The organism is Aureispira sp. CCB-QB1 (genome assembly GCF_000724545.1).
Taxonomy (GTDB): domain Bacteria; phylum Bacteroidota; class Bacteroidia; order Chitinophagales; family Saprospiraceae; genus Aureispira.
This window is the reverse complement of the sequence record NZ_JHBV01000021.1, coordinates 118,074-137,578: the sequence shown is the minus strand read 5'-3', so window position 1 is coordinate 137,578 and position 19,505 is coordinate 118,074. Positions and strand designations below refer to the sequence as shown.

12 protein-coding genes are annotated in these 19,505 nt (G+C 35.7%); 6 read left to right on the top strand and 6 right to left on the bottom strand.

Features of this window, described 5'->3' with window-relative positions; translation table 11 throughout:
• Positions 1 to 6: 6 nt before the first annotated feature.
• From CG11_RS10015 to CG11_RS10005, 3 genes are all read left to right on the top strand, one after another.
• Complete coding sequence (locus CG11_RS10015) at positions 7 to 735, top strand: hypothetical protein (protein ID WP_156039723.1); 729 nt, start codon at positions 7 to 9, stop codon at positions 733 to 735.
• 13 nt (positions 736 to 748) lie between these two features.
• Positions 749 to 1,828 (top strand): fatty acid desaturase, encoded by a 1,080-nt coding sequence (locus CG11_RS10010; protein ID WP_052595706.1) that lies wholly within the window; start codon positions 749 to 751, stop codon positions 1,826 to 1,828.
• Positions 1,829 to 2,082: 254 nt separating this feature from the next.
• Positions 2,083 to 2,889 (top strand): metallophosphoesterase, encoded by an 807-nt coding sequence (locus tag CG11_RS10005; RefSeq protein ID WP_052595704.1) that lies wholly within the window; start codon positions 2,083 to 2,085, stop codon positions 2,887 to 2,889.
• On the opposite strand, the gene CG11_RS10000 is transcribed toward CG11_RS10005, so the two are convergent.
• Complete coding sequence (locus CG11_RS10000) at positions 2,886 to 5,693, bottom strand: CHAT domain-containing protein (RefSeq protein WP_081909520.1); 2,808 nt, start codon at positions 5,691 to 5,693, stop codon at positions 2,886 to 2,888. The two genes, CG11_RS10005 and CG11_RS10000, sit on opposite strands and share 4 nt — an antisense overlap.
• Positions 5,694 to 6,183: 490 nt before the next feature.
• Here CG11_RS10000 and CG11_RS09995 point away from each other — a divergent pair, with 490 nt between their 5' ends.
• Positions 6,184 to 7,374 (top strand): prolipoprotein diacylglyceryl transferase, encoded by a 1,191-nt coding sequence (locus CG11_RS09995; RefSeq protein ID WP_052595697.1) that lies wholly within the window; start codon positions 6,184 to 6,186, stop codon positions 7,372 to 7,374.
• A gap of 135 nt (positions 7,375 to 7,509) precedes the next feature.
• On the opposite strand, the gene CG11_RS09990 is transcribed toward CG11_RS09995, so the two are convergent.
• From CG11_RS09990 to uvrA, 4 genes are all read right to left on the bottom strand, one after another.
• Entirely contained in the window at positions 7,510 to 8,235 is a 726-nt protein-coding gene (locus CG11_RS09990; protein WP_052595757.1) for a DUF1963 domain-containing protein, read from the bottom strand.
• 199 nt (positions 8,236 to 8,434) lie between these two features.
• Positions 8,435 to 9,850, bottom strand: coding sequence for a hypothetical protein (locus CG11_RS09985; protein WP_052595696.1), 1,416 nt, complete (start codon positions 9,848 to 9,850; stop codon positions 8,435 to 8,437).
• A gap of 38 nt (positions 9,851 to 9,888) precedes the next feature.
• Positions 9,889 to 10,989, bottom strand: a complete 1,101-nt coding sequence (locus tag CG11_RS09980; RefSeq protein ID WP_052595694.1) for an aminopeptidase — start codon at positions 10,987 to 10,989, stop codon at positions 9,889 to 9,891.
• Positions 10,990 to 11,281: 292 nt separating this feature from the next.
• The gene (gene uvrA / locus CG11_RS09975) at positions 11,282 to 14,062 is read right to left on the bottom strand and encodes an excinuclease ABC subunit UvrA (protein ID WP_052595690.1); all 2,781 of its coding nucleotides are present in this window, start codon (positions 14,060 to 14,062) and stop codon (positions 11,282 to 11,284) included.
• Between the two features lie 573 nt (positions 14,063 to 14,635).
• Here uvrA and CG11_RS09970 point away from each other — a divergent pair.
• Both CG11_RS09970 and CG11_RS09965 read left to right on the top strand, forming a co-directional pair.
• Positions 14,636 to 15,220, top strand: a complete 585-nt coding sequence (locus tag CG11_RS09970) for an RNA polymerase sigma factor (RefSeq protein ID WP_052595688.1) — start codon at positions 14,636 to 14,638, stop codon at positions 15,218 to 15,220.
• Between the two features lie 264 nt (positions 15,221 to 15,484).
• On the top strand, positions 15,485 to 16,261 hold the full coding sequence (locus CG11_RS09965) for an MBL fold metallo-hydrolase (protein WP_081909519.1): 777 nt from the start codon (positions 15,485 to 15,487) through the stop codon (positions 16,259 to 16,261).
• Positions 16,262 to 16,323: 62 nt separating this feature from the next.
• Here the strand turns inward: CG11_RS09965 and CG11_RS09960 are convergent, their stop codons facing one another.
• A complete protein-coding gene (locus CG11_RS09960; RefSeq protein WP_052595684.1) occupies positions 16,324 to 19,497 on the bottom strand; it encodes a D-arabinono-1,4-lactone oxidase in 3,174 nt (1,057 codons plus the stop codon).
• Positions 19,498 to 19,505: the final 8 nt, after the last annotated feature.

Genomic DNA, 19,505 nt, shown 5'->3' with positions numbered 1-19,505 from the left:
ATAAAAATGATGAAAATATTAATCATTTTGTTTGCTCAATGGTTGGTTTATCTCACTTGTATTAATTTTTTTGAATTATACATTCTTGTAGTTATTTTTTCAATTTTGGGGTTTGGAGCGATTCAAAAAAGTCAGCTTGAAAAAGCACAAAAACGACTTCATGAACTGGCAATGGTCGAAACTTTTTATGTAACGTTACTATATGTTCTTTTTTTCGTGGGATACAATCAAATGGTTGCATATATGATTCTTATTTTGATATTATTGCCACAAGGAATCTTATTTATGAAGGCTTCTTATAATGGCACTCGTTATGTGAAAGTATTCAATACTGCCATACACTTGTTGTGTTTGATTTTTCTTTCCATTCAAAGTGCTACAGCAGCCATTAACTATCTCAATTATCCTCAGATTTTTGATGCTTCGACGAATGATTACTATGGAATATTGTATTTGATATGGGGGCTTCCTTTTTTGGTTTCAGGAGAAAAATACCACTCTATTGGTTTTCTCGTGCTTCAATCATTTTCCTTGTTATTGTCCTTTTGTCATGAAGATTTTCTAAGTATGAGACTATTTACTGCTCAGATATCATTCATTTTGATTTTCATGCTCAAAGTAGACTTTCAGTTAGAGACAACCCAATACCTTAAGAAGACAAATTCTACCCTTTCTGTGCTGTCCTCAATAGGAATATTCCTGTTGATCGCATCTTGTTTTTTTATCGACAATTAAAGCTGTATATATAATGAGTACTACTATTTTAAAGCATTATGCCAAGGAGTTTAGAGATCATAAGTATCGTTCTAATTTGTATCACTCCTTGTTTCACTTTTTCAAATTTTTAGCGTTTGTTATTCTCTTTTTTATAATACAATATATGTTGTTAAAATCAAGTATAGACAATTGGGTTTATGTTAGCATAGCTTTAGTGATCGCCTTTTTTCATGGTTTGTCTTATCTTAGTTTATGGTTAATCGGGCACGATTGTGGGCATCAGTCATTTAGTAACAATCATAAAGTCAACCAATTGGTAGGAAGCATAGCTACTTCGTTTATGTTAATGAATTATGAAAATTTTAGAAGGAGTCACAATATGCATCACAATTTTATTGGCAACATTGAAAAAGACGAGGCATTTGGACCAAAAGCGAAACGAAAAGACTTTTGGTTACAACGACTGATTCGATCGGTTGTATTGATTCCGTTCTTTGCTTACCTAATGGCAATATTGTTTCCAAGCCTCACCAAGACGCCTAATTACGTCAATTATTTTTGGCCTGATAAAACGCCCAACTCCATCAAGGCATTTGTTTTTATTCTTGCCTATCTTCTACTATTGGCACTTATAGCCAGTTTTATGCCTTTTAGCTATTTCTTTTTTGTAGGTATCTTACCTATTTTAGTAGCTTGGGTCTTTTTTTTAATAACCACTTTCCTCAACCACACGGGAGCAGATACGGTATGGTATCCCAATGAAATTTGGACTTATGATAAAGGCGTTGTGAATTCCATTAATCTAAGTTATGGTCCTGTGATTGACTATTTTTTAATAGGTTTGAGTAGGGATCATTTTGCCCACCACATCAATCCCAGCATTCCGCATTATAAATTGAAAGAGGCGACAGACTATATTGGTTCATCTCATCCTAACAATAGAATTGTCAAAGGCAACTTTTTTAAATTCTTATACTATTATTACAAATATTCTATAAAGAGGATTATAAAAGGATATTTCGAAAATAGTAAGCAACCCTTTCGATATAATCAAGCACAGAATAAGTCCGTTAAGGCTATTACTAACCTAAAAAAAGACGACAATACCTAAACGAATAGATCTTGCAATAAGATTCAAAGCAATAACAATTCCTTATTATTTAGTTTTCTCTTTTCTTATCTGTATTTTAACATCATCACAGAATGCATTATTTCGTGATAAAATCGTATCAGTTTAGCTTCGCTGCTACTACGTGGTACTTCGTGAGCGCTGCGCTTTTAGTTAGCTATGTGGTACTGTATAAGTGCTTCGCAGTTGATTATTAATATAGATCAAAACATTTCTTTTCAGAAAACTAAAACCGTATGAAAATTTGGGCAACATCAGATTTGCATGTAGACTATTCAGAAAACTGGAACTGGTTTATGGAATTATCAGAGATTGATTATCAAGAAGACATATTGATAGTAGCAGGAGATATTATTCCTGACCTCAAGAAAACAGCAATTCTTTTAGAGTCATTGGTAAAGAAGTTTTGGAAAGTATTTTTTGTGCCAGGGAATCATGACGTTTGGTTGGGGAAAAAGGAACGAATGAACTCCTTGGAGAAGTTTCATCAATTATTATTGTTGGCGGAAGATTTAGGTGTTCAAACGACTCCCTTTGTTAGTTCAGAATTAAGTATTGTCCCAATATTCTCATGGTATGACTATTCTTTTGGGCAACCTTCTGTAACTATTAAAAGAGCTTGGGTGGATTACAAAGCTTGCAAATGGACAAAGACAGAAGAAGAATTGACAAACTACTTTTTAGGATTAAACGAACCGCATTTGAACCTCAAAAGCAATGCAATTATCTCTTTTTCTCATTTTGTTCCTAGCAAAGATTTAATACCGCCCAATGTTCCCAAAATAGTTAAAGCATTATTACCTGTTTTTGGTTCTAGTAAAATAGAAAAACAACTGCAACAACTAGGAACAGACTTACACGTCTATGGACACAGTCACCTTAATAGAAGCGTGCAAAAAAACGGAATTTGGTATTTAAACAATGCTTTTGGGTACCCACATGAGCAACATATTTGTCGAAAAGTATTGCTACCTATTTACGAGGATGGGGCAGTCATAAAAGGTATTGAACAATGGCCTACTGCTCCTAAGCGTACAAGTTAGTTTGAGATTTTTTTGCGCTTTTTATAACGTACAATAAAAAATCCAATTAAAATAACTAATAAGGCAAGTCCAACACCAAACATAATATGCAACTGCTTAAATGTTTTTCCAGTTCGAGAAACTAATTCAAGAGGCTTTACATCACCCGTTTGAACAAACGCAGCCCAAAATGCAGGGTGCAAAGCAGATTGGTTGTCTTGATTTTCTAGGTAATCTAATTTTGCTTTTCGCAAGGCTTTCTCTTTAGAAACACCACAAGCTAAATTAATATAATAGTTCTTCATAATTTGGCTAGTTGAAAAATCATTAACTTGCCACAAACTCATCAAAATGGAAGAAGCTCCCGCATACGAAAAAGAATGAGCTAAAGACATGACACCTTCTCCTTGCTGAAACTTTCCATAGCCCGTTTCACAGGCTGATAATACGACCAAATCAGCGTTTAAATCTAGTTGTGCAATTTCATAAGCACGTAAGAAATTATCTTCTACAGTTGAGCTATCTTCAGAAAAAACTAGACTCGACAAAATAGGATTTTTATTGTCCAATACGCCGTGCATTGCCAAATGAATAATGCCATAGTTGGAAGCCTCTTTTTTGAAATTTTCCTCACTAGCTGTTAGACCATTATGAAAAGTACCCCATAAGTGTTTTTGAAGTAAATTTACTTCTTTAATGGCACCAGGAAGAGGCTGTAGCCCTTCTCGGACAATACCAATATCTCCTCCTCGTTGATGGCTAAAAGAGTTGGATGTAATGGTAGGATATTCTGCGGCAAAAGCTAAAATTCCCCGTTTGGGAATGGTACGGTGTTTTTGTTGATGCTTTTGTCCCAATAAAATAGTAGCGGAATAACTATAACTAATGGGATAATCTTTTAGTAAATAAGGATAGTGGGCAAAATCCAAATTTTCCTTAGGTTGCTCAGTCAAAAAAGTTTCAAAAGGGAGATGCCCCAATTGTTGATCTGGAACAATGATCAAGTGTTGCCCTTTTTTTACATCAGCTAAAACAGGCTGAACAAAAGTATGATAAAAATATTGCGCAGCATTGCTATACAAACTATTGGCTTGTTTATTGTCCGAAAGGATAAAACGATAATCAGTTAGTGTTTTGCGTAAATTAAGTGTCTGCAAATTCAAATCTTTGGGAGTATATTTTAAAGGAAGCATATCCAAGCTATTTTTGCTAATAACAAAAACAAATGGATTTTCAAGACCCAAAGTGTATTCAATCAAAACCTTGTCCTCCTTTGCTAAATAGTCTTGTATTTCTTTTATCGTACTTAAGTGAATGTTGTAGCGGTGTTCATAATATTCTGGATATTGTTCTTGAATAGATTTTTTAAACTGTTCAATTTTGATATTTAGATCATTAATATCTTGTTGAATAACATTTCTTTCGGCAATATTCGCGGCTTCAATTTGTAATTTTTGTAGATTTTTTAAATCCGCTTTATAAGCTTTTTCCTGTTGCAAGAGGTTGTCTGGAAGTTGGAGCAATGTTTTATTTTCTTTAGATCGCAATGCATTAACCAATAAGGTTGACTTGCCTCGTTCTGAATAGAAAAATGCATCTTCAATATACTGAGGATTGTTTGTGTGTTTGTATAACTCATAGGCATAATAAGTTCCTCTGTCAAATAAGATGGAGGCACCTAGACGGAACAAAATAAGCTTGTTGGCTTCAGAAATATAGCTGCTCATCATTGTTTCGCCATACTTGGTCATTGCTTGCAATACTTTGTATCCATCTAGAAGCGCTTGCAAATCGTTGGTCGATTCATATATGGTTTTGTATAATTCTATGGTATACATCATGATGCCAGCTTGTCCACAAGTAGCTAGGTAATCATTTTTGAACATCAGCTCTTCAGCTTGATTTGGAATGTCAGTTAGGTTTTCAAATGTCAAGCTATTGGTAATAAATGCCTTTTTGAACATTTCCTTTGCCATGTCAAAATCCTTTAGAGCAGTATATGCAACGCCATATTGCGTCCAAACCCGTGCAAAAGTTAGGTCTTTGGAAGACAGGGTTTTAGTAGCAATGGGCAAGTATTGGGTTAGTATATTTCGAGCATCCTCATTGCGCCCAACCAAGGCATAAGCCTCTGCCAAATTGGCAACAATACTTACACTTAAACGAGGAGAGGATTGGGCAATATCCAAAGCTGCTTCGTATTTTTCTATAGCTTCGTTGTAGTTGTAGGTGTTTTTTATACAGATGCCTAGATTGTTGAGAAGAATAGCGTGGTAGATACTGTTATTTCTACCTTGTTGCTGGATGGCTCTTAGCCCTGTGTTGTAGGTTGATATTCCTTTGTTCCAATCACGTATACGAGTATACACAAAACCACTTTGATTGAGGGTTTCTAAGTACTCTATGGATTTAGTTCCTAATGTCTTTTTTACTGTATTCAGAGCTTCTTCATACATACCTGCTGCTTCATTATAGCGAATCAAAAGCATATAAGCATTGGCTAAGTCCAACAGCGATTTGACATAACGAATATCTTCTTTTCCGTAGGCATTGTTGTTGATTTCTAATGCCTTTTCAAAAACTTCTTTTGCATATTCATGCCTTCCTAAATGCAATAACTGCCGTCCATAAAGACTTAATTTTTCTACATTAGCAATATCGTTATCTTGAATTGCATGGAGCATATCATACGATTGGCGTACGCAGGCATCTATAGGTAAATTGCTCAATTGTTTGGAGTATTTGTCGGGAAATACCAACATATCTTGAGCTGAGAGTAAGAAAAAACTATGAAGAAGCAGGAAAAGTAAAAATATATGTCTCATTTGATCTTTTTTAGGTCTTAATTGCAACAGTTGGCTGAAAGAATGTATTCAGTAGATTGTTAGTGTGATACTTTTGGGCATTATAATGTATAAAGATAAAGGGATAAGGCGGCATAGTCTAAATAGCAAACGTCGAATCTATGAAAAGTAGGGAAAAAACAAATTATAGTATCGGATAGTTGTTATTGATGTTCTTAATATAATGTTAAAATAATTAACTATTCCCTTCTGAAACCTTATTCTTTTCAATCTCTTAATTATAGGAATGAACCAGTGCGTTCTTTAGGTTCAAAAAAAACATTAAAAAGGTTCTTTTTTGGGTATTGGTATGCTTTTTCAACCAAAGTACTTATTTATTCAATAAAAGAAGCGACAATCATTTTTATACGATGAAAAACAATTAACAAAACTAGATTTCATTTTTTATTGTTAATTTTGACGGCAACCAAAATCTTAGCGTCTGTATAGACTGATAATTAAAACAAAAACTATGTATCCTAATTTAAGATATGCTTTTTATGATTTATTGGGGTTAGATATTCCTGCACTAGCATTGGTACAAACATATGGCTTTTTTCTAGCGTTAACTTTTTTAGCATGTGGCGTTGCGCTTAGTCTAGATTTGAGACGTAGAGAGCGATTGGGGATGTTAGAAGGGGTAGAGGAGTCCAAAGAAGTGGGAAAACCATTGTCTTTGGTGGATGTATTGGTCAATGCTTTATTAGGGTTTATTTTTGGATTTAAAGGGTTTTATGCCATTCAGTATCCAGATTTGTTCATAGGTCCAGATGCCAAAGACTACTTGCTCTCTATGCAACATGGTTCTTGGATAGGAGGAATTTTCTTGGCAGGGTTGTTTGCTTTGTCTAAGTATAGAGAAAAAAAGAAAGAATTGGAATTATATCCAACTCCTCAAACGATCCAAGAAACGATTATGCCACACCAACGTGTAAGCGATATTATTATTATTGCTGCTATCAGTGGAATTGTCGGTGCAAAGCTCTTATATATGACGGAGGTGGATTATAGTTCTTGGGAAAGTGTCGTTCGCGATTTTTTTAGCGGTAGTGGCTTGAGTGTTTATGGCGGTTTTATTTTAGCGTTCTTTGTCGTCTCTTATTATATTCGGAGTAAAAAAATTGCACTTAATCAAATGCTAGATGCTTGTGCACCTGCTATGATTTTGGGGACAGGCTTGGGGCGTTTGGGCTGTCATTTTTCAGGAGATGGCGACTGGGGAGATCCTAATAGATACGCCAAACCATACAATTGGATTCCTGATTGGTTGTGGGGCTATCGTTATCCTAATAACGTCATTAATGAAGGCATTCCATTGGAAGATTGTTATTATCCAGATAATTTTGGTGACTATTGCCACATCTTGCAAGAACCTGTTTTTCCAACGCCTATCTATGAGTTGATTATTTGTCTAATTATTTTTGCCATTTTATGGACAATTCGACATAAAGTAACTTTTCATGGAATTGTATTTACAGTCTACTTAATTCTAACAGGTCTAGAGCGTTTTCTTCTTGAAATGATTCGTGTTAATGAAGATTATTCTGTGGCAGGGTTTTCTCTATCACAAGCACAATACATAGCAATTGTTCTATTTATCATTGGGGTGATCTCAACCGTTATCTTGTTGGGGAAACAACGAAAAATGAATGCAGAAGGGTAAATTATAGGCAAAAATCACGAACCTACTTCTTGTTGTTGTGAAAATGAGTGAGGTAATTGATCGCTTCGCTCTAAAATTAGCTAATCTAACTTTAAGGATGTTTTTGTTATAGAAAATAAGAGTTATCCTTATTGTTTAGGACTGGCTCCAGAGAACTTCGCAATTATCAAAGTTTCTATTTTTTAGATCATCTTTAGTAATGAGAATTGTCAAGACTCCTTCATCATTAAATCCATTTTCACCTATTTGAAGTAGTATAACTTTTTCGGATGAAGTGATTTTTCTTATATATTTTTCGTCTCGTTGACAATCTGTATATATGCCAAATATTTTTGATCTTTGAGTTCCTGCAAATGGATCCCAAATTTTACCCTCTTCATTTAAATTAGTTGATTCAAATTCTTCATGTTCAGGAGCCACGTAACGTTCGCTATAACTTTCCGTATCACTAAATATTTTATCTATTAGTGTTCCTAAGAAGAAGTGGGAGTTATGTTCTACGATAATTCTATTTAGATTTTTGCGTAAACTATTGGAGTATATAACTTTTCCTTTTTTTTTGGTAATATCCGCAAAAACAAATAATTGACCTTCCTTAGGAATAAGTCCAGAGTTGTCAAATAGTGAAAATTGTTGAAGGTCAAGTTGCGCTACAAATCTTAAGTCTTTGGGATGTTCTAAATTTTGGGGTAAGTCTATAATAGGACCACCATACCTAGATTTTCCTAATGGAATGTTTAGTTCAGTGTGTTTGACATAATTTTCGTCCATCCAACTTGATTTTTCCATAATGTTTCCTGGAAAGTATTTTATGTTATCTGGGGTAAATGAGATAATTTTAAAAGTGGTATCTTTTTTCATCGTCATTATTTTAAGGTTGTTTCTTTTTCCATTCTCTTGAGTACAAGAGATAAATGAACTTAGTATAAGAAAGACGAAAAATAATGATAGGTTTTTCATAGGTTTTTAACTGTTGATCAATATATAGCGTTGTTTGGTTAACTAAAAAAAAGCACTTATTAATAATAGGAGAGAATAACTTTACCTACATTTCCTTTTTTTATTTAGCAAGTGGTTTGTAAAATACATAGCCATGTGTACTATCTTGAAAAGGAAAGTAAGCTTTGGGTAAATCGTTGTAGGCAGAACCTCCCCACTGAGATAAGAAAACATTTTTGAGATGCATTCTACCAGGTGTCATAGTATTAGGATTGTCATAAATAATAATAGACCTAGCCACACCCGTTTCGATAGTAGATAGCATCCAAAATTCATAAGAACTTCCCCAAGTTAACATCAAATTTTCGGGGGCATCTTTATAATAGATAGCCAGCTTCTTATTTTCTAAATGAGCAGTTTCTTTCAATAATGCTTGTTTCCATTCCAATGGTTTAGAAAACTTTTCATGTTGAAAGCCAATATGGATCAATCGACAGACAACAATGAAAGTGAGCAGTGTTATCGCTTTTTTTGAAGCTAATAATGGTAGAATATCTTGCACAAAGGCAAGGGATATGAATAAGCTTAAAGGCATATAAAAAGATTCCATGTGGAAAATGATATGCCCTTCAGGTTGAGAAACATTAATTAGAAGCAAATAACCTAAAACAAAGAAAAACAATAGGAAAAACTTCATTTTAAAGCGTTTTTGGGCATAATACCCTAAGACAATAACCCATAGAATAGGCAAGAAATAGTAGTCCGTTAGCAAGTGGTGCCCAAAATGTCGATTGCTTTTAATGGATATATAATCAGGGAAGAAACGAACAAAATTATTAATACCACTACTGGCATTGGTGTCATAAGTTGTTTTAAAATACAAGGTTTTGACAGCCAAAATACCTAGCATGATGGGAAAGGCAATCAGAATATATTTCTTAAAGTTGCGATGGTCTGTGCTTAAAAATAAAAATAAGGAAAGAAAGGTGATGTTAATAAACGACAGTGGATGAAAGAATACAGCCGTTATAAGCATACCCAACAACAACAGTAAGCGTAAAACATGTACCTTTCGCTCTGCGGAATATTGCAAGAAAGCAAAGTAGAGTATCAAAAAAGTTAAGCTTTCTACCAGCTCCGACTGAATCCAATAAAAGGTTTCGGAAACAATGAGCAAATCGACTAATAGAATTGTCTGTGCAAATTTAGGCTTCTTTAAAACATTTAAGCAGATAAAAAATCCTAGCGCTTTGTAGATGACAAAACCCAAAGAGTAGTTTATCATTACGTACTTAAGCGGTAAACCTATTGCTTGACTAAGGTATAAGAACGATTGCGTAAAATAAGAACCAAAACGATTGGCTTGTATGGCGTAGTCATCTGCCTTGATAATAGCAAAAAAGCGAAAAGCAACGTCACAAAAAATAGTGCGCTCTTTATAAAAGACGATGGCTAATAGAGCTAAGGTAGCATAACTAAAAACACCCAACCAAAAGAGTTTTTGGGAAGGTTTGGTATCAAGAGTAGAAGTCGACATAATTGAAACAAGTAACTTACTTTACAAGTATATTTTTATTAGAATATAAATTGACCGCTCTCATAAATCAATTCATCATCTGCGTAAATTTTTCCACCATTCTTCATGTCTGCAATCATATCCCAATGAATCGCAGATTTGTTGGTGCCCCCATTTTGAATATAGGCTTGCCCAATAGCCATGTGTACTGTTCCTCCAATTTTTTCATCAAAAAGGATGTTCTTAACAGGAGTTTGAATACGCATATTTGTTCCAATGGCAGCCTCTCCAAAACGTCTAGCCCCTTCGTCAATGGCAAAAATTTTATCTAACAACGCTTTTCCTTTTTTAGCTTCCCATTTTTCAACCCAACCATCTTTTACCCAAAGGGTAATCCCTTCGACTTCTTCTCCCATAAACATCGATGGATAAGCAAAGTGAATGGTTCCATTGACCGAATCGTCAACAGGAGCCGTGTATACTTCGCCCGATGGCATATTCGTTTTTCCATCGGAATTGATCCAAGTGCGCCCTTCTGTCGAGAAGCGAATGTCAATACCTTCTCCTAAATAACGCATCTGAGTTCTACTATTCAACAAATCTACAGCAGCCTGTTGTTGGCGACTCACGTTTTCCCAACAAGCTTGAGGATTCTCATCAAAAAGATGGCAAGCATTGTATATGAAGTGTTCATATTCTTCAAGAGAAAGCCCTGCGTTTTGAGCGTTGGCAATGGTTGGGTATTCACACAAAGTACGCTTTAATTCTAAGGTTGCTGTCCGTTCTGAGTAGCGTTGTCGGTAGGGTAATTTTGCAGCAGCATCCAATTTTGCATTTTCTGAGTTGGTAGACTGTGTGGCTCGACTATAAAAAGGAGCACGGATATAGATATAGGCATCAAACTCTTGCATAGCCGCTGCATAAATAGGATCGACATATTCCAACTGGGCAGGACTACTCTCATTCAGTCGAATGTTATTTTGATCTCTAAAATCCATTTGAATATGTGGCAAACCACCCGCTCGTAATATTTCTCGATAAACTTCTCGAATCAGAGGTTCTGCTAGGGTAGTAGACTGTACAAAGACACGTTCCCCCTCTTTGAGACTGACACAGTAATTGACTAATAATTGAGCATATTTATTTAGAATAGACGACATGTTGTTGCGTTTTTAGATTGCTGTTGTTAAGTAAGTCGAAAAGATACAAAAAAATAAGCATTGTTGAAGATAATTCAATAATGCTTCAAAGAGAAGAGATGGGGGCTTTTTTAGAAAATTTTACGAATACTAATTTTTAGTTTCAATCCATCTAAACAATAGTTCGTTGAAACCACGAAGTAGCACCATAGGTTATCTACGAACGACTATCTAAATAGATAAGCTTGTTATCAGATTAAGAATGACAAACTTTTATCTTTATTGAAGTTTGTCATTCTTATATCAGTAGGGTTTATCTTAACTTCTCCTTCAAGTACTCCCCCGTATATGATTCTTTAACTTTTATCAAGTCCTCTGGAGTGCCTTGAAATAAAAGCTGTCCACCATTAACACCGCCATCTCGACCTAGATCAATAACATAATCTGCTGATTTGATAACATCTAAATTATGCTCAATTACAATAATTGAGTGTCCAATTTCAACCAAGGCATTAAAGGCATCGAGTAGTTTTTGTATATCGTGGAAATGCAAACCTGTAGTTGGTTCATCAAAGATGAACAAGATTTTTTCACGACTATTCTCCTTTGCCAAGAAAGAAGCTAATTTTACCCGTTGAGCTTCCCCACCACTCAAGGTGCTCGAAGGTTGTCCCAAACCAATGTACCCCAAACCTACATCGTAAAGTGGTTGTATTTTTGAGATAATTTCTTCATTGTCTTCAAAGAAAACCAGCGCTTCCTCTACCGTCAGATTAAGAACATCATAAATATTTTTATCCTTATAACGAACACTCAATACCTCACTTTGGAAGCGGAAACCATTACAATCATCACAAGTCAATCGCACATCTGCCAAAAACTGCATGCTGACAATTGTCTCGCCTGCACCTTTACAAGTTTCACATCGACCACCTTCCACATTAAAAGAAAAGTGTTTGGGCTTAAAACCTTTTATTTTGGCAGCTTGTTGGCTAGAAAATAGTTTACGAATGGCATCATAAGCTTTGACATAAGTAACAGGATTAGACCTAGAAGACTTGCCTATAGGCTGTTGATTGACCATTTCTACTCGATGGATTGCTTTTGTATCTCCCTCTATAGCACTATGTGCCCCAGGCTTTTCAGTTCCTTCGCCTAGTTGGTGCATCATAGCAGGATATAAAATTTGCTTGATAAGAGTTGTCTTTCCACTTCCACTTACTCCTGAAACAGCAATAAAGGTATTTAGAGGAAAGGTAACATCTATGTCTTTTAAATTGTGTTGTCTAGCTCCTTTTATAGTAATAGACTGTGTCGATGTGCGACGATGTTGAGGAACTGGAATTTCCATCCGACCACTCATATATTTGGCGGTTAAGCAATCGGCAGCCTCGCTATGGATATTCTCATAAGGACCTGCAAAAACAACTTTGCCACCATGTACCCCTGCTTGAGGACCAATATCAACCAAATAATCAGCATTGGCAATAATGTCCTCTTCGTGTTCGACAACCACTACTGTATTACCTAAATCCCTTAGTGCTTTAAGCACCTTGACTAGACGAGTTGTATCTCTAGGGTGCAACCCAATACTTGGCTCATCCAAAATATACAAAGAACTAGTTAAGTTAGAGCCCAAGGAGCGAGTTAAATGGATGCGTTGAATTTCTCCACCAGATAATGTCGAAGAGATCCGATCTATTGACAAATAATTTAATCCAACATCCAACATAAATTGAAGTCGTGTTGTAATTTCTATAATTAAACGACGAGCAATTTCATAATCGGTATCTGAAAGGTTTATGTTTTCAAAAAAGGCATAAAAATCTTCGATTGGAATATGAATTAAATCGGCAATGGTTTTTCCGTCAATATAGACATGTAATGCCTCCTTTCGAAGACGAGACCCAGAGCACGTAGGGCATTTTGTTTTGCCTCGATAACGAGCCAATAAAACTCTGTTTTGAATTTTATATGTCTTGGATTCTAATTCTTCAAAAAAGGCATTGATACCATCAAAAAGTTCGTTGCCTGTCCACAATAATTGACGTTGTTCTTCTGTTAAATCTCTATAAGGAGTGTGCACAGGGAAATCAAGCTGGTGAGCGACATTTAAGAATTTTTGACGCCAACGCCCGACTTTTTCACCTCTCCAACAAACAATGGCTTCTTCGAAAACAGATTTTGTTTTGTCAGGAACAACTTTGTCTTCGTCTATGCCCATAACTTGACCATATCCCTCGCAAGAAGGACAGGCTCCAAATGAACTATTAAAATTAAATAATTGAGGTGTTGGTTCTTCAAAAAGAATCCCATCCAACTCAAATTTATTATTAAAAATAGTCTCGTTTCCATTGGTATCTTGAATCATACAAATACCTTGACCCTCTTGAAGAGCTATTTGAGAAGAATCAGCAATTCGCTTGGCGTTATCTTCGTCATTTTGGGTGGCTGCGAAACGATCAATTAAAATTTTTAAATCTTCTTTAGGATTTTTTACACTATCTGGATTTTCGATTAAAACTTCTATTTTTTGAAGCTTTCCGTTGTGCAAAACCCTAGTATAGCCTTTTTGTAGCAAAAAATTGAGCGTTTTAGGTAAGGTTTGCCCTTCTCGTTGCATAAAAGGGATTAGCAACATAACCTTTGTTCCTTCCTCCAAAGACAAAACATAGTCTACTACATCAGAAACGGTATGCTTTTTGACCTCTTGATTAGATATAGGAGAAAACGTTTTTCCTATTCGAGCGTAGAGAATACGTAAGTAGTCGTAAATCTCTGTTAATGTGCCGACTGTTGAACGGGCATTTTTGGTGCCGACTTTCTGTTCAATGGCAATAGCAGGACAAAGACCTTTGATATTGTCAACATCTGGTTTTTTCATTCGCATCAAAAATTGACGCGCATAAGAGGACAAACTTTCTACATATCGACGTTGCCCTTCTGCATATAGGGTGTCGATTGTCAAAGACGATTTGCCCGACCCAGAAACTCCAGTAACAACGATAAGTTGATTGTAAGGAATTTCAATATCAATGTTTTGTAAATTGTTGGCACGAGCGCCTTGAATATGGATAGATTTTTTTTTCGTCATTAATTGAAACCTTATAAACTAAATTAGCGTAATTAGTTTAGTGAAAAAAAAGAACACATAAATAACTGCGAATGATATCACATCTAAAATCAAAAAAATAAAGCTGATTTTACCTAAGTTGATAATATTAAAGAGTAGTCTACTTTAAAAATTAGCGGACTATTATTTATAAAATAACAAGATAACAAATCTTATTTTGGTGAATAATCAACAGACACGTGATCATGCAATCTACAAGCAAAAACAAAAAAAAAGAACAATCGTTTTATCAATCACAGGGTATATAACTGTTAAATAACTGAAAAAACAGTTTAAAGATAACGTAATTTCTAACAAAAAAGTTAACTTTATTTGTTCAAAGCCTTATATCACAGAATAAACTTTGTGCTTGTCCTAAAATTTGAATAGCTTTCGTTTATTCAAGAATACAAAAATAAAAAGGTTCTTGGTGAAGTCTATTTCTTTTAAACAAAAAAAAAATATTATTTCTTAAACAAAAAACAATATCGCCTATCGTCGAAAATTTTACTCCCTAGCATTTTTTTAGTTGTAAGTAAGTAAATAAAAGTAATTATGCAAAGTAGTAAGTCTTGTACCGACAGAGACCTCATCCGTACGTATATACGTGGAGATGAGAGAGCATTTGAAACATTGCTCACCCGCCACAAAGGCAAAATCTATACGTCCATTTATATGTTTGTAAAGGATACAGATTTGGCCAATGACATTTTTCAAGAAACCTTCATTAAAATTATAGATACTTTCCGATCTGGAAAATATAATGAAGAAGGAAAATTCCTACAGTGGGCACTACGCATCTCTTACAATCTATGCATTGACTTTTTTCGCAAAAACAAGCGAAGAAAAACTATTACGCCATCAGAAGATTTTGACATCTTTAATCTGATTAACAGTAATGAGGACAATGAAGAAAGTAAGATGATTAAGAATCAAACCTATGCCAAGGTGCGACAATTAGTCGAAGCGTTGCCACAAGAACAGAAAGAAGTGATTTTGCTTAGACATTATGCAGAATTAAGCTTCAAAGAAATTGCAGAACTAACCAATGTTAGTATTAATACTGCATTAGGTCGAATGCGTTATGCATTAATCAATATTCGTAAGATGATTGGTGAGCACCAAATTAGCCTACAGTAAGGTCGAATGTAAGTAAGTAAAATGAATTTGTAGCCATATCATAAATCTAGGGGGAGCTCTAGAAATATTGGGTTGCAAATGTAAGTAGTGTCAAAAAGTTGTTGTTTTCTCACTACTTCGAAAAAGGATGCTTTATTGGAACGTTGTTGTTCTCCAATAAAGCATTTTTTTTGTCGTTATTTAACTAATTTTATGGCTCTTTATTTCCTAATAAATGGGGCGTATAAGCTCGCCTCAGAATATGTGGCTTTGTGAAAAATTTAAATGATGTTACAGATACGAAGGCTAAATATGGATACTAGTTGGCAGTTGCAGTGGGGGCAAACCATTTTATTGATTGACCCTTGGTTGCAAGGATCAGAGATAGACGGTTTTGCTTGGTTTAATGAGCAGTGGCATACTGTTCCGCCAATTTCTATCGACTTGTTGGGAGTTTATCATGCTATTGTGATCTCGCAACCTTTTTCAGACCATTGTCATGAAGAGACGTTGCATCAGCTAAACTCAGTGCCATTGTTGGTCAATCCCAAAGCTAAAAAGCGTTTGGTCAAAGAATTTGAAAAAAGAGAAATAGAGACCTTACCTCTTTGGGATAAAAAAGAATGGCTTAGGTTTGGCAATGTTGATATTGCATACTTAAAATCTTCCAAAGTTTTATCAGCTGCTTTTGATGCTATTTTGATTCGAAACGAGCATGAATTAATAGTTTATTGTCCGCATGGTTTTGAATTAACATTAGAGCAGCAAACGTATTTATCTCGATATCAAGTAAAGGCATTAATAGTTGGATTTTCGTCCTTTGAACTTCCTTTCTTTTTGGGTGGGGTAGTCAATCCTGGCAAAACAAATGCATTGGAGTTGGCAAAAGTTTTGAACCCTCAAACAATCTTTCATACACACGATGAAAACAAGGCATCCAAAGGTATTGTCAAAAGAATAGCGAAGATCAAATACCCAACAGTTGAAGAAATGAAAGAGGAATTAGAGGCGCAATTTGTGTTTTTGGGGCAAGCGTATGAGTGGTATTCAATCGTATCGTAAGCAAGTATTTCTGTAAAAAAAAGAGAGCAAGAGCAGTGCCCTTCCTCTCAATTATTTCCTTGTTATCGAGTAAACGTATGTTTGGTAAATCCAACACGATCGGTAAAACGATTGTTAAATGTTCCTAGTTCGTTGAATTGCTCATAGACCGCCAACCACTTATCCAACTTAGGATACATATCCGCAATTAAATTATTGCTTCCTGTCAAATGGTCAAATTCTAAACCCCAATGTGGGCGACCACCCAACATATACATACTATCTTGGTAGCGCATCATAATTTCCATGCCACCATAAGTACCCGTCACCATATCCATTTCAATCATACAAGTATTAACACCTTCCATCATCGAAAGATGGGCATTGGATGCTTTGACAAAACGCAATGAAAAGGGAGAGGATTGATATTGTTCTCCATTGATACGAGCATTTTGAGCGACTAAGTGAATTTTATCTACTGCTGCTTTAAAATGCTCTGAGGTATATTTGCCTTCATCATCTTCGAGTGAAAAACCAATTTCTGTCGCAAATCCTGCATTTCCATTTAATCCAAGATTATAAATATGCCAATACTTGTTGATGTAGCCACTGTCTGTTAATCCATTTAATGCTAAGTCAATAATATCAGGTGTTAGTTTAGGAATAGCGTTAATCAATGCTGCTGTTAGTTCAAATGAAAGACCAAAATGACTCATGAATTGTGTTAGTGGTTGACGATGACCTTTTCTATGATCTAATCCTCCTGGATCTTGTGCAATATTTCGTTTGGTAAGTAGACATCTAAAGTTGGGGTAATAGTGTTCTGGTGGGAGACTTGGATCCATGTCTATAACTTTGTAATTAGCATCCATAGGGTATGGATGTACTAAAACCTCAAAGTTGCGGTATTCATTTAGAATATTAGGGATAGAGCCATCTTCCGATTGTAGCAATTCAAAAACTTTGTCTAGTGTCGTAATTTCACGTGTTTCCTCTAACCAATACATTTGCATGACTTCTAACACAATAGAATAGACAATCCCCATACATCCCATACTACATATAACACTGTAGAAACAATCATCGTCTTGTATGAGTTGAATGTCGGGATGATTATATTTAGTAGGGTCTGTAATTCCATCACTAGGTTCTATTCGATACAAATAAACGCCCTCATCACCATCGTTGCCACTAATGGTTTTTCCATCCCATTTTCCTGTTGTGGCTAAAACTAGAGAGCGCAACATATCAGGAAAAGGAGGAAGCGTAATTCCAGAGCCATGCGTAGAAGTAGAAATAGCTCCCATAATGGTTTGCCCATCATAACCACCCATATTTTTTAGACCAACATTTCTCTTTGCAAGTGCGTTGTTTAGATCTTTTATTCTAATTCCTGCTTCAGTTTCAAATAAAGCTAGATTTTTTTCTCTGTCTTTAGGGTTGGTTGGATTATTATCGGGGAATGTTACTTTGTCAACAGCTAAAGGTAAGTTGCTTCGTAGCATATCTGTTGATAACTGCCCCGAAATGGGCTTGGCTATGCTAGAAATGCTATTAAGTCCATGAGTATCGACAAAAAAATCAGGTGTTGTTGCAACATCAGAGTATGAGTGCCCAGATCCTGCCGCTTTGACGGTATTTCCTGTTGCTACAGCACGTTTTAAGATGGAAACGACAGAATCGGGGTCACTAGCACCATTTAAGGTTTGAGGTTTAAACAAGTGCAATGGTTCAACAACTTGGTTGGCCAATTGATTTTCCCATTTTTGGTGTGTACCAGGATCGATGAACGGATGTTTTTGTTTACCTAGTTCATCTTTTAAAATGGATTCATTGTGTGTGCTATGATGTTTTAATTTGTCTAGTAAATTAGGCGTTAACCCTTGTTGGTTCAAATCTTGAAGCAAACCTTTTATGTCTTGTCTAGGAGCTTGGTTTAGTTGTTGTTCTAATTGCATTAGTCGGCGTTCTAATGCTTTAACCCTAACATCATGTCCTGCCGATTCTTCTTTGGTAATCCTCTGCTTGAGCAACATAATTCTATCTTCAAGAAGTGTTGTTTTGACGACAGGAACACCCATGCACTCGAGTTCTACAATTCTTAAAAACGCATCCAATAGTTGTTTGGCTGGCGGAATAAAGTTGTCAACGCTAGCCACTTGTTCTAAGGAGGTACGTTCTAGGGTTAAGTCAATGTGAAAATGGTATTTATCTTCTCCTTGCTCTATCTCATCCTCTGTGAATACTTTGATAGAAACATGGATAGGATCCATTTCGTGAAACAATACTTTAGATAAATAATAATTCTCGGGATTGGCAAAAGGAGTTGGCTTATAGCCAGATTCCATTAAGATAGGCTTGTTTAAATCGGTACTAGAAGCATACATTACCTTGGCTTGCCCCAAAGCATTGCCCCCTTCTAAAATATAAAATAGGGGGGTAGTAGAATCTTCTTCTTCGTAACCAATAAAAATAGCTAAAGGGGCAAATCTTACCAAGTCATAACGTGCAGGTGTTACTAAATCTACTCGTTTGAATGGTGGTAATTGTTGGTGCTCGCCAGGTTGATCGATGCCATTAGGATAGTTGTCATTAAACACATATCGACGGAGTCCTTCATTGGAAAATGCCAAGTGGTCACAAGCTCGTACCCAACCAATTGGTGTTTTGATGTCGTTTTTGTGTGGCTCCAAAAAAGGGGCATCTTTTTCAGGAAGCGTTACTCGAACCCAGTTAATAATACCATCGTGTTTTTCTTTTTGAGGAGTGTCTCTGTTGTGAATAGATTGGCAGGTATACAAAGACCAGTCGCCAGGCAAGGACATCCGTTCTTGGGCTCTTTTCTCTTTGATGGCAGTATGTTTTACCGAGCCAGGAATACCCAACACAATTGTCCCATCGGCTTTTACCATTTCTGCTTTTTCTTTGAATAATAAAGCGCCAGATCCAGATTCATTAATGTAACGATCTAAAGATTGTTCATCATGTTCTAAATAAGCTTGAATAACATTGGCCAAATAGTCCTTGACACTTTCATCGGAAGAATGAGTTTCTTCTAGAATTGATTGCAGCATACCTTTAAACACTTTTGAACCAGGGTTTTGTTTGTTTAGGTGAGGGCTAAGAGTAGTGCCATCTTCCAAAAGGTAGGACTCAATAATTGCAATAGTTTCAGGAGGAGTAATTGTGCCAGAAAATGTACTTTCTAATAGACGTGCGAATTCGGTGCTCCACTTTTTTAAAGAAGGTGATGCCATAACAGGGA

What these genes read in the sequence shown, in the direction of transcription:
- CG11_RS10015 (WP_156039723.1), top strand. Translation starts at nt 7, where the DNA reads ATGATGAAAATATTAATCATTTTGTTTGCTCAATGGTTGGTTTATCTC.
- CG11_RS10010 (WP_052595706.1), top strand. Translation starts at nt 749, where the DNA reads ATGAGTACTACTATTTTAAAGCATTATGCCAAGGAGTTTAGAGATCAT.
- CG11_RS10005 (WP_052595704.1), top strand. Translation starts at nt 2,083, where the DNA reads ATGAAAATTTGGGCAACATCAGATTTGCATGTAGACTATTCAGAAAAC.
- CG11_RS10000 (WP_081909520.1), bottom strand. Translation starts at nt 5,693, where the DNA reads ATGAGACATATATTTTTACTTTTCCTGCTTCTTCATAGTTTTTTCTTA.
- CG11_RS09995 (WP_052595697.1), top strand. Translation starts at nt 6,184, where the DNA reads ATGTATCCTAATTTAAGATATGCTTTTTATGATTTATTGGGGTTAGAT.
- CG11_RS09990 (WP_052595757.1), bottom strand. Translation starts at nt 8,235, where the DNA reads ATGAAAAAAGATACCACTTTTAAAATTATCTCATTTACCCCAGATAAC.
- CG11_RS09985 (WP_052595696.1), bottom strand. Translation starts at nt 9,850, where the DNA reads ATGTCGACTTCTACTCTTGATACCAAACCTTCCCAAAAACTCTTTTGG.
- CG11_RS09980 (WP_052595694.1), bottom strand. Translation starts at nt 10,989, where the DNA reads ATGTCGTCTATTCTAAATAAATATGCTCAATTATTAGTCAATTACTGT.
- uvrA (WP_052595690.1), bottom strand. Translation starts at nt 14,062, where the DNA reads ATGACGAAAAAAAAATCTATCCATATTCAAGGCGCTCGTGCCAACAAT.
- CG11_RS09970 (WP_052595688.1), top strand. Translation starts at nt 14,636, where the DNA reads ATGCAAAGTAGTAAGTCTTGTACCGACAGAGACCTCATCCGTACGTAT.
- CG11_RS09965 (WP_081909519.1), top strand. Translation starts at nt 15,485, where the DNA reads ATGATGTTACAGATACGAAGGCTAAATATGGATACTAGTTGGCAGTTG.
- CG11_RS09960 (WP_052595684.1), bottom strand. Translation starts at nt 19,497, where the DNA reads ATGGCATCACCTTCTTTAAAAAAGTGGAGCACCGAATTCGCACGTCTA.